The 16,012-nt window shown below is 42.7% G+C and carries 17 protein-coding genes; 15 read left to right on the top strand and 2 right to left on the bottom strand.

The window, feature by feature from the left end; genetic code table 11:
• From ACH2DQ_RS25465 to ACH2DQ_RS25455, 3 genes are all read left to right on the top strand, one after another.
• A partial coding sequence (locus ACH2DQ_RS25465; protein ID WP_395028622.1) for an extracellular solute-binding protein occupies positions 1-1,370 on the top strand: 1,370 nt, incomplete at its 5' end.
• 19 nt (positions 1,371-1,389) lie between these two features.
• Positions 1,390-2,283, top strand: a complete 894-nt coding sequence (locus ACH2DQ_RS25460; protein ID WP_394911084.1) for a carbohydrate ABC transporter permease — start codon at positions 1,390-1,392, stop codon at positions 2,281-2,283.
• The gene (locus ACH2DQ_RS25455; protein ID WP_394911085.1) at positions 2,280-3,128 is read left to right on the top strand and encodes a carbohydrate ABC transporter permease; all 849 of its coding nucleotides are present in this window, start codon (positions 2,280-2,282) and stop codon (positions 3,126-3,128) included. The genes ACH2DQ_RS25460 and ACH2DQ_RS25455 overlap by 4 nt, the downstream gene beginning before the upstream one ends.
• Positions 3,129-3,181: 53 nt before the next feature.
• Here ACH2DQ_RS25455 and ACH2DQ_RS25450 read toward each other — a convergent pair whose 3' ends face one another.
• Complete coding sequence (locus tag ACH2DQ_RS25450; protein WP_394911086.1) at positions 3,182-5,335, bottom strand: beta-propeller domain-containing protein; 2,154 nt, start codon at positions 5,333-5,335, stop codon at positions 3,182-3,184.
• Between the two features lie 25 nt (positions 5,336-5,360).
• The gene (locus ACH2DQ_RS25445; protein WP_394911087.1) at positions 5,361-5,864 is read right to left on the bottom strand and encodes an RNA polymerase sigma factor; all 504 of its coding nucleotides are present in this window, start codon (positions 5,862-5,864) and stop codon (positions 5,361-5,363) included.
• Positions 5,865-6,134: 270 nt separating this feature from the next.
• Between ACH2DQ_RS25445 and ACH2DQ_RS25440 the strand changes: the two genes are divergently transcribed.
• The 12 genes from ACH2DQ_RS25440 (at position 6,135) to ACH2DQ_RS25385 (ending at position 15,839) form a co-directional block, all read left to right on the top strand.
• Complete coding sequence (locus tag ACH2DQ_RS25440) at positions 6,135-6,875, top strand: DUF445 domain-containing protein (RefSeq protein ID WP_394911088.1); 741 nt, start codon at positions 6,135-6,137, stop codon at positions 6,873-6,875.
• Between the two features lie 74 nt (positions 6,876-6,949).
• Positions 6,950-8,038 (top strand): DUF2974 domain-containing protein, encoded by a 1,089-nt coding sequence (locus tag ACH2DQ_RS25435; protein WP_395028621.1) that lies wholly within the window; start codon positions 6,950-6,952, stop codon positions 8,036-8,038.
• A gap of 173 nt (positions 8,039-8,211) precedes the next feature.
• On the top strand, positions 8,212-9,036 hold the full coding sequence (locus ACH2DQ_RS25430) for an undecaprenyl-diphosphate phosphatase (protein WP_394911090.1): 825 nt from the start codon (positions 8,212-8,214) through the stop codon (positions 9,034-9,036).
• 54 nt (positions 9,037-9,090) lie between these two features.
• A complete protein-coding gene (locus ACH2DQ_RS25425; RefSeq protein WP_394911091.1) occupies positions 9,091-10,431 on the top strand; it encodes a CCA tRNA nucleotidyltransferase in 1,341 nt (446 codons plus the stop codon).
• A 100-nt stretch (positions 10,432-10,531) separates the two neighbouring features.
• Positions 10,532-11,512 (top strand): CotS family spore coat protein, encoded by a 981-nt coding sequence (locus tag ACH2DQ_RS25420; RefSeq protein WP_394911092.1) that lies wholly within the window; start codon positions 10,532-10,534, stop codon positions 11,510-11,512.
• A 107-nt stretch (positions 11,513-11,619) separates the two neighbouring features.
• Positions 11,620-13,353: a phospho-sugar mutase gene (locus tag ACH2DQ_RS25415; protein ID WP_394911093.1), complete on the top strand. Its 1,734-nt coding sequence runs from the start codon at positions 11,620-11,622 to the stop codon at positions 13,351-13,353.
• Position 13,354: 1 nt separating this feature from the next.
• Complete coding sequence (locus ACH2DQ_RS25410; protein ID WP_394911094.1) at positions 13,355-13,825, top strand: MazG family protein; 471 nt, start codon at positions 13,355-13,357, stop codon at positions 13,823-13,825.
• A 175-nt stretch (positions 13,826-14,000) separates the two neighbouring features.
• Positions 14,001-14,276 carry an HU family DNA-binding protein gene (locus ACH2DQ_RS25405; RefSeq protein ID WP_027295019.1) on the top strand — a complete coding sequence of 92 codons (276 nt, stop codon included), beginning with the start codon at positions 14,001-14,003 and terminating at the stop codon, positions 14,274-14,276.
• A 107-nt stretch (positions 14,277-14,383) separates the two neighbouring features.
• A complete protein-coding gene (locus tag ACH2DQ_RS25400; RefSeq protein WP_394911095.1) occupies positions 14,384-14,623 on the top strand; it encodes an RNA-binding S4 domain-containing protein in 240 nt (79 codons plus the stop codon).
• 150 nt (positions 14,624-14,773) lie between these two features.
• Positions 14,774-15,058: a sporulation protein YabP gene (gene yabP, locus ACH2DQ_RS25395; RefSeq protein ID WP_027295017.1), complete on the top strand. Its 285-nt coding sequence runs from the start codon at positions 14,774-14,776 to the stop codon at positions 15,056-15,058.
• Positions 15,059-15,064: 6 nt separating this feature from the next.
• A complete protein-coding gene (yabQ, locus tag ACH2DQ_RS25390; protein ID WP_394911096.1) occupies positions 15,065-15,562 on the top strand; it encodes a spore cortex biosynthesis protein YabQ in 498 nt (165 codons plus the stop codon).
• Positions 15,540-15,839 (top strand): septum formation initiator family protein, encoded by a 300-nt coding sequence (locus tag ACH2DQ_RS25385; RefSeq protein WP_394911097.1) that lies wholly within the window; start codon positions 15,540-15,542, stop codon positions 15,837-15,839. Before yabQ ends, ACH2DQ_RS25385 begins: the two co-directional genes overlap by 23 nt.
• Positions 15,840-16,012 lie beyond the last annotated feature (173 nt).

The following is a 16,012-nucleotide window of genomic DNA, read 5'->3' as shown; positions in this document are numbered from 1 at the left end:
AAGCTCAGGATACCGCAAGTGCAGGGGTAGAAAATTCTGGTGAATCCCAGAGCAGTGCAGAAAAAGCGGACGAGCCGCAGAGCGGCAGGGAGAACTCTGCTGAATCTGAGAACGGCGGGGAAAAGTCAGGGACTTCCCATGCAGAAAAGCCTTTTGAAGGACAGACTATTACCTGGGTGTCCCAGGGTGTGGGTGACAACGCATGGGAGGGACAGACAAAACCGCTTATTGAAAAGTTCCAGGAAGAGACAGGGGCAACGGTTAAGACCGAGTGGTATTCTTTTAATGATTTATTTGAAGTCATAGAGGTAAAAGTAGGATCAGGTTCTTCTGATTATGATGTGATAAGCGTAGACGTACCAATGGTTGCCGGGTATGCAGACAGAGGTTATCTGGCACCTATGGATGAATATTTTACAGAGGAAGAAAAAGGTCAGTTTATAGACTCGGCTGTAACTGCGGGCAGCTGGGACGGAAAGTTTTATGCGCCAGCAATGAACACTTCTTCCCAGCTTCTCTGGTACAACAAGGCGCTGCTTCAACAGGCAGGAGTTGAAATGCCGGAATCGGATACGGAAAACCGGCTGACCTGGGAACAGGTAGAAAAAATGGCAAAAGACACCCTTGCGGCAGTTGATCCGGATGGTAATAATGGAATTGCAGGACTGATGTTCCAGCAGGTAAGCAGAACTTATCAGATGAATCCTCTGGCGAACAGCCTGGGCGGCAAAAATATCGGAGACGACGGCTATAAGGTGGATGGTGTCATTAATGATGAAAGCTGGGAAAAAGCATGTACCTGGTATCAGAATCTTTACAACGAAGGCGTATCACTCAGGGGTATTACAGCGGATGAAGTTACCGATACATTTACAGCAGGCAAAGTAGTATTTATGGTTGGGGGAACCTGGACCGAAGCAAACTGTGCGCAGAAGGATTTTAAAGATTATGGATACTGTCCGGTCCCTGCTTTCGAAGGGTATGAAGACCAGGTGGGAACTTCAACAGGAAGCTGGCATTTTGGAATTCCGGCAAATTCACAGAACAAGGATCTTGCTGCCTATTTTATCAAATGGCTCTCGATCGGAGAAGGAAATGATATGTGGCTTGACATCAACCATGACGTTCCGTCCGCAAAGGCAGCGGTAGATGCAATTCTGAATGATGAAAATGCAGACGGCATTATGAAAATAGCGGCATATGAAGCAGCAAATACTGCGGTTCCAAGGGCTCTTACCCCGGGATATACCGAGTATGATACCGTTATAACAAATACCTGGGAGGATATACGCAATGGTACCGAGGTGAAGACAGCTCTGGATAACGCAGTATCCCAAATCAATACAGCCATGGAAAAATACAAAAAATAGAAGGTTCAGAGGTGATAGCGTGTTTAATCTGACTAAAAAATACTGGTTTATTCCTTACCTTATGATACTGCCTGCATTTGTGCTTATACTTATATTTAAAATATCCCCGATTATAAGTACGCTGCTGGAGGGAATTATTATCGATTCAAAATTTACCATACATACGTACCTGGCACTGTTCAGGGATCCGGTATTCTGGAATGCTCTATGGGTGACTGTTAAAGTTAACATCGTGATGATTCCGCTTCAGGTGCTGCTGGCATTTCTCATAGCCATGCTCGCCAATTCTACCATAAAGGGTATTGGGATATTTCGTACCATTTTTTATCTTCCGGTAACTATTTCCCTGACGGTAGCCACTATTTTATGGAACATGATGTTTAATCCGAATAATGGTATTCTCAACAGCTTATTGAGTATATTAGGAATCCCGGCTCAGGGATTCCTGATCAGCAAAAGCCAGGCACTTTGGTGTATTGTGATTATAGCTACCTGGAAAGGCGTGGGATATTGGATGATGTTTATCCTGGCAGGGCTTAAGAATATTGATACATCCATCTATGAATCCGCCAGGATTGACGGCGCAGGATGGATGAAGACTACGACCAGGATCACGCTTCCTCTGATTAAGCGTGTATTACTATTTGTGTTTATCGCAAATACCACCGCAAATGTCCTGCTGTTTGTACCTATGCAGATGATTACAAACGGTGGTCCGGAGAACAGTACAAATGTACTGATGTTTGAGGCATATAAATCTGCATTCAAGTTTATCGACCGCCCCAGGTCATCGGCAATAGTAACGGTACTTCTGCTTATCATTGTACTGATCTGCTGTCTGCAGTCCTTTATTTTATCAGACCGGGACGATGATGCAAAGGGAGGCAGGAAGAATAGGAGGAAGACAGCATGAACAGAAGACAAAAAAAGATCATAAAAAATGCGGCAATCTACCTGGGACTCGCCTGTGTGGTACTGGTGACGCTGTTTCCGCTGCTGTGGGGGATATCCGCTTCTTTTCGAAATGATAATGAGCTTTATAAATATGCGCTGCCGTTTTCCATTCATACGCTGATTCCGGTTAACTTTACGGTAGAGGCTTACGTGAAGATTTTTACGGATTTTAACTTTCTGCAGCCTATTATAAATACGCTGCTTGTAACGGTGGTATCCATATTTTTAGGATGTATTGTGAACAGTATTGCAGCGTTTGCCTTTGCCGCATTTGACTTCCGGTTTAAGAAAGTCTTATTTGGAATCATCCTGCTTTCCTTTATGATACCGTTTGAGGCAATTGCGCTGCCCCTGTATTCCATAGCGGACAAACTGGGACTGGTAAACAGCAGGATGGGAATTATTCTGCCCGGCATTGCCAGCGGACTGGTCCTGTTTCTGTTTGTGCAATTCTTTAAGGAAATACCGGCAAGTCTGGTTGAGGCGGCAAGAGTGGATGGCGCAGCTCTGCCAGCCATCTTCTGCAAAATAATTATACCGCTTTCCGTACCGGTATTTATAACGGCAGGGCTGATGATATTTATGGATCAATGGAATTCCTACCTGTGGCCGCTGCTGATTGCCAGAACCAGAGAAATACGGACGATACAGATTTCATTATCTTCCTTTCAACAGGAACGTTCTACCCTGTGGTCGTGCCTGTATGCTGGCTCCATGATTTCGGCACTGATCCCATTATTTTTATTCCTTCCTTTCCAAAAGTATTTTGTTCAGGGAATAACCAGCAGTGGTGTAAAAGGATAAATTACAAGAAGTAAATGAAAGCCCCTGCTTCCGGGATGAAAGCAGGGACTTTTTTATTTCGTCTGAAAGGACCCAAGCTGGCTGAAGCTGTTCTTCATATCAAAGCTTAAGATATTATTTTGGGTGTCCTTGCCGTAAGACAGATAAAAGGTATCATTGATATATAAGCCCCGGACGTTATTGATGGCCAGGTTGTAATCTTCCGTGCCCTTGAAGGAATATACCAGTTTATTCTGGAACCCTTTCTCGGGATCGTATGAAAATACCATATAATTATCAATGTCGGTACGACAGTGGAAACCAAACAGATTTTTATCGGGATTGATCATAATTGCTTTGTAATTGACCAAACCCTGGGAATCATTGGCATCCTGGATCACATATTTGTGTATTTCTTTCACATTGGATGGATCTGAAAGATCAAACATCGAAAGTTTCATTCCCTTATAAGTTCCACTGTCCGGATCTACTTCGTATCCAATCCCCAGGAGTTTATCTTTTCCATAGAAATGCAGGTAGGAAGAGAATCCTGTTATTTTTAGTTCGCCCAGGAGTTTCGGGTTTCCCGGATCCGAGAGGTCTACGGAAAATAAGGGGTCCATCTGCCTGAAGGTGACGAAGTATCCGGTATCACCCATAAAACGTGCAGACTGTATTGTCTCTCCGGGAGCCAGATTCTCAAGTTTGCCGCAGGGGTTCAGGGATTCGTCAAAGATATACAGGTTATTTATGTTCCCGGTATTTTCGCTGTAGGAGGTTGTCACAATACGCAGATAGCCTTTGTGCTCATTCAGTGAAAAGGAGTTATTGAGCGAACCTTTCGCTTCCGCTGCGCTTATGGGTGTGATACTGCCATTTTCATATTTGAATTTCATAATTTGGGTTGTAGTTGTAGTACCGTTCCAGTCATTTGTACAGATATATATATTTTCTGTGCTTACATAATAGAGATAGGCAGCAGAGACGATAGCCTTTTTGGTCAGTATTTTATCCGGAGATTTTGTATCAATTGCGGTAACGATCAGATACGTTGAAGAATTTAAATATTCCGGAATGTAAATATCTGAGGATGGAAGATTCGTACCATTTATCTTGGGAATAATCGTGCTGTCCTCTCTGGTTTCTTTTATAACTGGCGTGTATTCGGAAAATAGATAGATGTAATCGCCTGTTTTCCGGCTGGTCTGATAATATCCGTCCTGGGTGGTGGTTCCGGTGAGTTTTGGAGCACTCCGGTCCGATATATCATAAGTATATAACTTAGTAATCAGGTTTCTGTTAATGGAATAGATGTCTTTTTTAGCATCTGCGGAATTGATCCAGGCTATGTCCTCTTCTATGATACTTCCGTCAGAAGCGGTGGATCCGCTTTGCATGGTGGTTGCAGAGGATGTCGTTATCACATTTAAAGTATCTTTGCTGATATAAAATTCTTCAATGGTTTCTGCGAAATCTTTAAAATCAACAGAAGCGGATTCCTCCAGTTTGCTGCCGTCTGCCCTGATAATATGAAGTTTATTATCGTTACCTAAAATATACAGGTACTTTCCGTCTGTTTTTACCACATCTCCTTCATCTACTCCGGTTTCCTGAATATTTGTAGAAGAATAGTCACTGCTGTCTGCAGTACCGGTATCCATTGCCATGGACTCTTCATTGCCTCCGGCAAGTCCGTCAGCCATTTCTTTGGCACTCTCCATATAGCCTCCGGTGCCTGCACTTGCGCTGGCTTTTGCTTCACTTGTTACGCCATTCGGCTGTTCCCCAAAATGTTCAGCCAAGGTATTGTAGAGGACATCGTAATTTCTGACAGGAACTACTTTTCCGTCCGGTGAGGAATTGGGTGCTGTGATGACCGCATCATTGCCGGTGTCATCAGAGGGAGCAGGGCTGTTTTCCGGTTCACCAGCAGCTTCTGTTAAACTTTTATTCATGCTTTTTGCACCAGCCTCATCTTTGGAAGCGGCCATTTCATTTTGAGGCTGGCTTGGGATGCGGTTTACGGTCCATGCACAAACCAGGGCAATCAGTAAGACAGCCGCCGCAGCGCCGATCCGGTAAATCGGGAACTTCTTCTTCTTTCCGGTGTCCAGTGGAGGAGTCACATGTTCCAGCCGGTCTTGGATCTGATCCGGATTCAGCGATGTTGGCGGCTGCACCGAATCTGCTGATTTCTTAATTCTATTTAAAAGGTCTTTTTCATCCATAATAAGACACTCCTTTCATTTGGGATTATTGGGTAAGCATGTTTTCCATTTTCTTCAGTGCCCGGCTTTGTTTGGAACGCACCGTGTTCGGACTTAGCAAAAGTGTATTACCAATCTCCCGGCTGCTGTAACCGCCAAATAAATTCAGGGCAAGAATGAGACGTTCTTCGTCGTTCAGGGCTGCAAATGCTCTGCGCACATCCATATCCTCGCAAACATCCCGTTCACTGCCGGCAAAATCTTCGGTCAATTCCGCTGTTTTCTGTATGTACTGTTTCAAACGCTTTTTGCATTTATTTGCAAGGATACGGAAAAGCCATGCTTTGAATGCGCCGGCATCCCGCAGGGAGCCTATTTCCAAATATGCATCCATAATGGTATCACTGACCACATCCTCTGCGTCATGGCCATTCTTCAATGTGTACAGAGCAAACCGGTATAAATCCTGATATACTATTTCATATAACTGCGCAAAGGCATCTGCTTGGCCAAGCTTCGCTTTAGATGCCAGTTCGGCATAATCTGCCATAACCTCACCCCTTTTCCACAGAACCGCGGCTGCGGGTTCTGTTGTTCTACATGTAGTTCATAGATATAGTGTAATATAAAAGGGGAATTGTTGCATTAAAAATAAATTTAGTATGAATTCCCAGTATGGCGAAAAACCAGGTAATGGAGCGCGCAATATGATCCGGATAAGATCACCCTTGACTTTATTTCCGATATAATTTAGGATGAAAGAAAAAGTGTTGAAATTATTTTTTTGGTACATAATTTATATAGAAGAGAGGGTTATAAAATGTTTGAAATACGAATGATAGCAGGACCGGTGATCGGGGCGGTGATTGGGTATTGTACAAATTATATTGCAGTTAAGATGATGTTTCGTCCGCTGCATCCGGTTAAAATAGGAAAGTTTACTCTTCCATTTACACCGGGTATTATTCCAAAAGGAAAGGAACGCCTGGCGAAGGCCATAGGGGCAGCAGTTGGAAAGCAGCTGCTGACTAAGGAGACAATGGAAGGTGTACTGCTTTCTGACAAAATGAAATCAAAAGTGGGAGATGCCCTGGAGGGTATCATTGAGGTACAAAGTGAAAATGAAATGCAGCTGGGGCAGATTTCAGATGAAATTGGCAGCAGTGTGGCAGGAGAGGTAATCAAAGGAATACTGGAATCGGTACAGGGCAGTTTTCTGGCTATGATGGTAAATGAAAAGATGCTGGAGAATTTCCGGGAGCCGATTGCCAAAAAGGTAAATGAGGTTACGATTGGCAGAATGGTAACCATGGTAAAGGACTCTGATGTCCCGGTCAGAGCCTATGCGGTAGAAGCATATGAAAACCTGGTGGAAGAAAAACTGGGAGATATGATGGAGAATATTAATATTTCCGGGATTGTACAGGAGAAAATCAATGAGATGGACGTACTGGAAGTAGAAGAACTGCTAATGTCCATAATGAAAAAAGAATTGAATGCAAATGTAAATCTTGGAGCGCTGATTGGATTTATTTTAGGGTTGATCAACTTATTGTTTTAAAACAACAATAGAATAGTTATAACCATGCAGGAAAGCAATTTTTACAGAAATTCGGAAGAAGGGAGCAGGCAAAGATGAATATTAAGGATAATACGATCAGTTATTTGAAAGAGTATGGTCATCTGACTTTTCAGGAAAAAGAATTTAACCTGGTAGACAGTTTAATATTGTGCCAGCTATCCTATTTTAAACTGGATACGATTGTGGGAGGCTTAGAAGAGGGAAAGCGCCCTGTTTTCATCAAAAGCCTGCGCCGGCATCCTCAGTATGAACATCTGTATGGAGATACCAGATTTGAAGAGCAGTACCGGGCTTTTTATGTAGCGCTGTACAACAGTCCCAGGTTCCGGGATATTTCTATGAACTATTTTATGGATATTCTGGATGAAGATATGGAAATGCAGTTTTCGGCGGTTACATTCTTCATGGGAGACTGGATTTACATTGCGTACCGGGGGACAGATGAGTCCATCGTGGGATGGAAGGAAGATTTTAATATGGCATTTATGAGTCCCATTCCCACTCAGGTGGCGGCGCTGCGTTATCTGGAAAAGGCGGGGGATTTGTGGGAAGGAAGAATTGTCCTGGGAGGCCATTCCAAGGGGGGGAATGTGGCAATGTATGCAGGAATGGAGTGCCGGGAGGATATTCAGAAACGGATTTTTAAAATAGACTGCTTTGACGGTCCTGGTTTTCGGGATGATGTATATAAAAAAGAGGGGTATTTGGCTGTTGCGGACCGGATTCAGAAAATTGTACCGGAGAAATCCTTTGTGGGAATGATGTTTCAGAATAAAATTGACTACAAAGTCGTAAAGAGCTCCGGAACCGGAGCACTGCAGCATGATCCATTTACCTGGGTGATCAAAGATGGAGATTTTGATTATGCGGAAGAGATCTATAAGACATCCCTTTACAAAGACGAAGCTTTTAATAAATGGATCTGTGATATTCCAGCCAATCAGAGACAGGTATTTGTAAATTCTTTGTTTGAGATCATTAAAGGTGCAGAGGCGTCTACTTTGATTGAGCTTACAGAAGAATGGTATAAAAGTACCCTGGCGATGCTGAGTACCTTTAAGCATCTGGACAAAGATACGAAACGTTCCATACGTAAGATTATTTTTCTGTTATTTAAGAATGGAAGAATCAGTAAAAAATAAGAATTTTATAAGGACGCAGGCTCATAAATTATGTTATACTATCAACGTTCGTCGTCCGGCTGGCAGATTTATGACATGGAAGCTTTGAAACACGCTTTTTAACCTGTTTGAACTTTCCCTGGCGGACAGATGGATAGAACTCAATATAAGCTCTGAAAGCAAAGGAGAGGATTATGGATATAGTAGAAATTTTAAAAGCGGTGTTGTTTGGTATTGTGGAAGGAATCACGGAGTGGCTTCCAATCAGCAGTACCGGACATATGATCATTCTGGATGAACTTGTGAAACTGAATGTTTCCAAAGAGTTTTTGTCAATGTTCCTGGTGGTAATTCAGTTAGGCGCCATTCTGGCGGTAGTCGTACTATTCTGGAATAAAATCTGGCCCTTCTCAACAAAGGAACAATATTTTATTAAAAAAGATACCTTTGTAATGTGGTTTAAGATTTTAGTTGCATGTGTGCCGGCGGCAGTCGTAGGTCTTCTGTTTGAAGAGCAGTTTGATGAATGGTTTTACAATTATCAGACAGTAGCCATTGCATTGATCGTCTTTGGTATCTTGTTTATCGTAATTGAAAACAGGAACAAACACATAAGCCCTAAGATTAATTCTCTTGCAGAGATTACTTATACAACTGCGGTCTGGATTGGCATCTTTCAGCTGATCGCAGCAATTTTTCCCGGCACATCCCGTTCCGGAGCGACGATTCTGGGAGGGATCCTGGTTGGATTATCCAGAACCGTAGCGGCAGAATTTACATTCTTCCTGGCAATACCGGTTATGGCTGGAGCCAGTCTTTTGAAAATTGTAAAATTCGGATTTAATTTTACAGGAGCGGAACTTGCTATATTATTAATAGGTATGGTGGTTGCATTTGTTTCTTCCATTATCGTGATTAAGTTCCTGCTCAGCTATATCAAGAAAAATGACTTTAAAGTATTCGGCTGGTACCGGATCGTACTTGGTATCATCGTATTATTATTTTTTATGCTGAGATAATTTGTGTTTCGGCATCCGGGGGGTAAGGCACTAGAGTATGTTTGGAGGTACACTATGAAGATTACACTGCCTGAACAGGTGAAAACAATTATAGAAAAATTAGAAGAAAATGGATATGAGGGGTTTGCTGTAGGGGGGTGCGTCAGAGACGCTCTCCTTTTTCGTAATCCGGATGACTGGGATATCACTACTTCTGCGAAACCGGAGCAGGTTAAAGAGCTCTTTAAGAGAACGGTGGATACGGGAATCCAGCACGGAACCGTGACGGTCTTATTGGACCGGGAAGGGTTTGAAGTAACCACATATCGGATAGATGGCGAGTATGAGGACAGCAGGCATCCCAGGGAAGTCTGCTTTACTTCCAATCTGACAGAAGATTTAAAGCGCCGTGATTTTACCATTAATGCTATGGCTTATAGTGAAAAACGGGGTCTGGTAGACGAATTTGACGGTGTATTGGATCTAAAGCACGGGATTATCCGCTGTGTAGGAAATCCTGAGGAAAGATTCAGTGAAGACGCACTTCGGATACTGCGTGCAGTGCGTTTTGCGGCGCAGCTGGGATTTCAGATTGAAGAGAAGACGTTTTCTGCGATACGCAGGCTTGCACCTCATCTGAGCCATATCAGCGCAGAGCGGATTCAGACGGAGTTGTTAAAGCTCATCGTGTCCCCTCACCCGGAGACTCTGCGCCTTGCCTGGGAGGCTGGGATTACCGCGGTGATCCTTCCGGAATTTGACCGCATGATGGAAACCCCTCAGAATAATCCCCATCATATTTTAAACGTGGGAGAACATACCCTGAAGGCTTTGCAGGAGGTGCGGGCAGATAAGGTTCTGCGTCTTAGCGTATTGTGCCATGATTTTGGTAAAGCGGCAACCAGAACTACGGATGAGTCCGGAACCGATCATTTTTACGTACATGCAGAAGTAAGCAGTCAGATGGCGAAAGATTTTCTGAAACGTCTGAAATTGGATAATGAAACCTTATACCAGGTGGAAAAACTGGTAAAATACCACGATTACCACCCCGGTACAAATGCGAGAAGTGTCAGAAAAGCGATATATAAAATTGGGGAAGATCTATTCCCGAAGCTGTTAGAGGTACAAAGGGCGGATGTCCTGGCGCAGAGCGCTTATCAGCAGGCAGAGAAACTGAGTGACCTTAAGAGAATTGAGGAACTTTATCATAGGATTCTGGAAGAAAAACAGTGCCTGTCCTTAAAGGATCTGGAGGTTACCGGAAGAGATCTGATTCAGGCGGGAATGAAGCCGGGGAAAGAGCTTGGGACATGCCTGCAGCAACTACTGGAGGTTGTTCTGGATGACCCTGAGAAAAATAATAAAGAAGAACTGTTAAAAATCGCTCTGGATCGGGCTTTAAAAAGCAGTTAGAAAGTTTCAAACATGCTCTGCGTATTTTTCAGATTCACTCCTTCATATTTTAGAATACCCCCGCATAAGATAGAGGGAGTAAGGGATTGGGGGGATTGGAGTGAACGACAGAGGTTTAAAAGTATTAGAACAGTATGACTTAAAGGTGGCCGCTACCAGGAGAGGCCGTGGCTCCTATATCTGTGAGACAGATAAGGGAAAGAAGCTCTTAACGGAGTTTTCCGGTTCGGCAAAAAGACTTGCCTTCCAGAATAAGGTCCTGGCTTTGCTGAAGGAGAACGGTGTTTCAAATGTAGACTACATATTGGAAAATATGGAGGGAAACCTGGTTTCTTATGACAGAGATGAGAATGGGTATGTCGTTAAGGATTGGTTTGAAGGAAAAGAATGCGACACAAAAAATGAAGAAGATATTACAATTGCCATTAAGAATCTGGCAATGATTCATAAGGTAATGCGCATGGAGGGAACGGATGAGGACATGGTATACCAGGGCGGTGACCTGGCAGCGGAACTGGAACGCCATAATCAGGAATTAAAAAAGGTACGTGCCTTTATGCGCAGCAGAAGAGGTAAAAATGCTTTTGAATCCAAGTTTTTGGAAAGCTTTCCTGTATTTTTTGAACAGGCTGAGGATTCTGTCCGGCGCATTAAGGAATCTTCTTATGAGAAACTGCGTCAGGAGTCTCTCAAAAAAGGTCAGTTAATACATGGCAGCTACAATCAGCATCAGATATTAATTGGACGTGATGGTGTGGCAACTACGAATTTTGATAAGTGCCGCTACGATATCCCCATATCAGATCTGTATCAATTCCTGCGGAAAATCCTTGAAAAACAGGATTGGAATATTGCCCTGGGAATGAAAATGCTGGGGGAATACGGAAGTGTCAGGCGGATTTCAGATATGGAAATGGAGCATCTGATGCTCCGGCTGTATTATCCCGAGAAGTTCTGGAAACTTGCAAACCAGTACTACAACATGAATAAAGCATGGATCCCGCAGAAAAATGTCGAAAAGCTGGATATCCTGATGAATCAGCAGGATCAGCGAAATTGTTTCTTAAAAATACTTGAATAATTATTCCTTTTTTCCTGTTTCTATTATATAATGTACCCAGAGACAATTTTCAACCGTTAACGTGGAAAAGCGTCTGTATATTATAAACTTAGGCAGGAGGTAGTACAATGGATTATAAGAGTATTTACGAAGGATGGCTGAGCAATCCATACTTTGATGAAGCCACGAAAGAGGAATTAAAAGGGATTGCAAATGATGAAAATGAAATAAAAGAGCGTTTTTATGCAGATCTCGAGTTCGGAACAGCCGGACTTCGTGGTATTATAGGTGCCGGAACGAACAGAATGAATGTATATACAGTACGAAAGGCTACACAGGGTCTGGCTAACTACATAGCAAGCGTTGGCGGCAAAGAAAAAGGTGTTGCGATTGCATACGATTCCAGGAGAATGTCTCCCGAGTTTGCAGATGAAGCAGCACTTTGCCTTGCTGCAAACGGAATTAAGGCTTTTGTTTTTGAATCCTTAAGACCGACGCCGGAGCTTTCCTATGCAGTTCGTAAACTTTCCTGTATTGCGGGTATTAATATTACAGCCAGCCACAATCCGCCGGAGTATAATGGTTATAAGGTATACTGGGAAGACGGCGCACAGATTACGCCGCCGCATGATACCGGAATCATGGACGAGGTAAAGAAGGTTACGGATTACAGTACAGTGAAAACCATGGATAAAGAAGCAGCAAAAGCTGCAGGACTTTATATTGTAATCGGACAAGATATTGACGATGCTTATATGGAAGAACTGAAAAGCCAGGTTATCCACTGGGATGCCATTAAAGCGGAACAGAAGAATCTGAAAATTGTATACAGCCCTCTTCATGGAACCGGAAATATTCCTGCGAGAAGAGTATTAAAAGAGCTTGGTTTTGAAAATGTATATGTGGTAAAAGAGCAGGAATTGCCGGATGGAGAATTCCCCACAGTAAGCTATCCGAATCCGGAGGCAAAAGAGGCATTCGAACTGGGATTAAAGCTTGCCAAAGAGGTGGATGCCGATCTGGTGCTGGCTACCGACCCGGATGCTGACCGTCTGGGGGTCTATGTAAAAGATGAGAAAACAGGTGAATATATCACGCTTACCGGCAATATGTCCGGATGCCTCCTGGCAGACTATGAAATTGGACAGAGAGCAGCCGAAAAAGGACTTCCGGAAGATGGAGCCCTGATCAGTACCATTGTTACAACGAACATGGCAGCTGCAATTGCAAAGGCATACGGTGTGAAATTTATCGAAGTGCTTACCGGGTTTAAATTTATCGGGCAGCAGATCCTTGGATTTGAAAACAGTGGAAAAGGAACCTATCTGTTTGGTTTTGAAGAGAGCTATGGCTGTCTGATTGGAACTCATGCCAGAGATAAAGATGCTATTGTTGCAACAATGGCACTGTGTGAAGCCGCAGCATATTATAAGAGCCAGGGTAAGACTCTCTGGGATGCCATGATTGATATGTATGAGAAATACGGCTATTACAAAGATGATATTAAGTCCATTACCTTAAAAGGAATAGAAGGACTTGCCAAAATTCAGGAAATCCTGGAGACGCTGCGCAATGATCCTCCGGCTCAGATTGGAGATTACAAAGTGCTCTCCGCAAGAGATTACAAAAAAGATACGATTAAGAATATGGAAACCGGGGAAGTTACGCCTACAGGCCTGCCTAACTCCAACGTTCTCTATTACGATTTAAATGACGATGCATGGCTTTGCGTAAGACCTTCCGGTACCGAACCAAAAGTAAAATTCTACTATGGCGTAAAAGGTACTTCTCTGGAAGATGCAGACACGAAGTCAGCAGCGCTGGGTGAAAAAGTACTGGCTATGATTCAGGAGATGCTCTAAAATGGACAAGCAGTACAGTTTTGATGACTATTGTAGAATTATTGCCCGTCTGCGGAGCAAGGATGGCTGTCCCTGGGATCGGGAACAAACCCATGACAGTCTGAAGTCCTGCCTGATTAATGAGTCTGCAGAGGTGCTTGCGGCAATAGATATCTATAATGAAACAGGCGACAGTGAAAACCTCTGTGAAGAATTGGGGGATTTGCTGCTGCAGGTGGTATTACATACCCAGATTGCATCGGAAGAAGGATTGTTTTCCATAGAAGATGTAATTCAGCGTGCAGGGGAAAAAATGATTCGCCGGCACCCTCATGTATTTGCAAGTGAAAATGCCGGAACTTCGGCGGAAGTCCTTGTAAAATGGGAAGATATTAAAAAAATGGAAAAACAAGGAAAATCAATAGAAACAGAAGAAATTCAAAAAAGAGCCTTGACAAAAGCGAAAGCGGAAATGGCACAATATTTGTTGTGAATAAATTCTTAATTCTTGATGAAAACGCCAATAAATAGCGGAAATTCCTTGACAAAATCTGTACGAGAGTTTATAAATAGACATAAGGACTTACTTGCAAGGCGAGTTATAGAGTTCGAAAATATAAATATATTCTGTATAGAACAATAAGAGAAATCAGAGGAGGAATTATTCCATGAACAAAACAGAATTAGTTGCAGCAATTGCTGAAAAGACAGAATTATCCAAAAAAGATGCGGAAAAGGCATTAAAAGCATTTACGGATGTTGTTGCTGAAGAATTAAAGAAAGGTGAAAAGATCCAGTTAGTTGGCTTTGGTACATTTGAAGTGTCTGAAAGAGCAGCTAGAGAAGGAAGAAATCCTCAGACCGGCGAGACAATGACAATTAATGCATCGAAAGCACCTAAGTTCAAAGCAGGAAAAGCATTAAAGGATTTGATCAACGAATAATTCAGAAAAGATAAGATTAGGGGGACTTCGGTTCCCCTTTTTGCTTGATATATTCCAGTAGAAAGGGGACCTTGCAGACCTCTCTAAGGTATGCGTGAGGTGTAATTATGAGACTAGATAAATTTTTAAAAGTATCCAGGCTGATCAAGCGCAGAACGGTAGCGAATGAAGCCTGTGATGCGGGAAGAGTACTAATCAATGAAAAAGTGGCAAAAGCTTCCGCCAATGTGAAGGAAGGGGATGTCATTGAAATTCAGTTTGGCACGAAGGCTGTCAAAGTGGAGGTACTGGATGTCCAGGAAACAGTGAAAAAGGATGAAGCGAAGGAACTGTACCGTTATTTGTAGACCGATGTAAGATCCATAAGGGGTTCCTGACCGATTTTGCCTAACGATTTCAGGCATAAAAAATTAAATAGAAAAGCTTCAGAAAAAGATGTATAAAACCCCGTTTTGGCTAATATATTAAAAAGAGATATTGCCAGGCGGGGTGATTCTATGGATGAAAAACAGATTGTAAGAGCACATAAGGTAACCATGAGTGGAAGAAAGACAGGAACCATCAGTGGAGTATCGGATGTGCTTTCTTTTGATGAGAATGAGGTGGTATTAGAAACGGATCTTGGAACTTTACAGATAAAAGGGAAAGAGCTGCATGTGAACCGGTTAACACTGGAAAAAGGGGAAGTAGACATCGAAGGAAAGATAGACAGTCTGATTTATTCCGAAAACGGACATTCCAAGAAACAGGGAGATTCTCTGCTTGGAAGGCTGTTCAAGTAGGCGCTTATGAGTGAAGTAATTCAAAACGAAACATGGTTCTTTCTGACTTCGATTGCCACAGGGGTTTTACTGGTATTTGCATATGATTTGCTGAGGATCTTAAGAAGGGTCTTCAAACACGGAACAATACTTACCGGATTGGAAGATTTTCTCTATTGGTGTGTGACTGCTTTCGTCATTTTTTGTATGATATATGAAAAAAATAATGGAGCTATTCGCGGTTTTGCTATTGCCGGAATTTTGCTTGGTGTCATTTTATATCATGAAAGCGTGAGCGGTTACATTGTCAAGGGGGTTTCCGCCGCATTAAATTTCATATTTCACTGGGTTTCGACAGCATTCAGCTTCATATTCCGACCTATTTCGAAACTTAAAAAATTCTTAAGAAAGAATTTGGTAAAAACATTGAAATCTGGAAAAAAAGCGGGTAAAATAAGATTACGTAGAAAAAAATGGGGAAAAATTAGTAAGGAAGGGTCATATGCGCAAAAAAAGAAGAGATAGAGGCAGCAACCGCCGGGGTATGGTTTGCATCTCAGCGGTGGTGCTTGTTCTTTTGGTGACACTGTTTGTTCAAAGTAATACTATAAAGCAGAAAAATGCCATATATACAGCACGGGAGGCACAGCTCCAGACTCAGTTAGAGGCAGAGGAGCAGCGTTCCAAGGATATTGAAGACATGAAAGCTTATATGCAGACGAAAGAATATGCAGAAAAGGTAGCCAGGGACAAGCTGGGATTAGTATACAAAGATGAGATACTTTTCAAGGAAGATGAATAGAAGGGGAATCCTTGAATTGAGTCTTATGAAACGTATTTAACGAATTTACACGAAAATTATAAAAATTTCCAAAAATCAGTTGACAAATGGGAAAGAAGTCGATATAATGGGTATCGTTGTGGCGGAATAGCTCAGTTGGCTAGAGCACACGGTTCATACCCGTGGTGTCGAGA

The sequence above is a fragment of the Robinsoniella sp. genome (genome assembly GCF_034124845.1).
The sequence above is the reverse complement of the archived record's forward strand: the minus strand, read 5'-3'. Positions and strand labels throughout refer to the sequence as shown.

Bases quoted from the DNA above. Each gene is read 5' to 3' on its own strand.
- ACH2DQ_RS25455 (WP_394911085.1), top strand. From the start codon at position 2,280: ATGAACAGAAGACAAAAAAAGATCATAAAAAATGCGGCAATCTACCTG.
- ACH2DQ_RS25450 (WP_394911086.1), bottom strand. From the start codon at position 5,335: ATGGATGAAAAAGACCTTTTAAATAGAATTAAGAAATCAGCAGATTCG.
- ACH2DQ_RS25445 (WP_394911087.1), bottom strand. From the start codon at position 5,864: ATGGCAGATTATGCCGAACTGGCATCTAAAGCGAAGCTTGGCCAAGCA.
- ACH2DQ_RS25440 (WP_394911088.1), top strand. From the start codon at position 6,135: ATGTTTGAAATACGAATGATAGCAGGACCGGTGATCGGGGCGGTGATT.
- ACH2DQ_RS25435 (WP_395028621.1), top strand. From the start codon at position 6,950: ATGAATATTAAGGATAATACGATCAGTTATTTGAAAGAGTATGGTCAT.
- ACH2DQ_RS25430 (WP_394911090.1), top strand. From the start codon at position 8,212: ATGGATATAGTAGAAATTTTAAAAGCGGTGTTGTTTGGTATTGTGGAA.
- ACH2DQ_RS25425 (WP_394911091.1), top strand. From the start codon at position 9,091: ATGAAGATTACACTGCCTGAACAGGTGAAAACAATTATAGAAAAATTA.
- ACH2DQ_RS25415 (WP_394911093.1), top strand. From the start codon at position 11,620: ATGGATTATAAGAGTATTTACGAAGGATGGCTGAGCAATCCATACTTT.
- ACH2DQ_RS25410 (WP_394911094.1), top strand. From the start codon at position 13,355: ATGGACAAGCAGTACAGTTTTGATGACTATTGTAGAATTATTGCCCGT.
- ACH2DQ_RS25405 (WP_027295019.1), top strand. From the start codon at position 14,001: ATGAACAAAACAGAATTAGTTGCAGCAATTGCTGAAAAGACAGAATTA.
- ACH2DQ_RS25400 (WP_394911095.1), top strand. From the start codon at position 14,384: ATGAGACTAGATAAATTTTTAAAAGTATCCAGGCTGATCAAGCGCAGA.
- yabP (WP_027295017.1), top strand. From the start codon at position 14,774: ATGGATGAAAAACAGATTGTAAGAGCACATAAGGTAACCATGAGTGGA.
- yabQ (WP_394911096.1), top strand. From the start codon at position 15,065: ATGAGTGAAGTAATTCAAAACGAAACATGGTTCTTTCTGACTTCGATT.
- ACH2DQ_RS25385 (WP_394911097.1), top strand. From the start codon at position 15,540: ATGCGCAAAAAAAGAAGAGATAGAGGCAGCAACCGCCGGGGTATGGTT.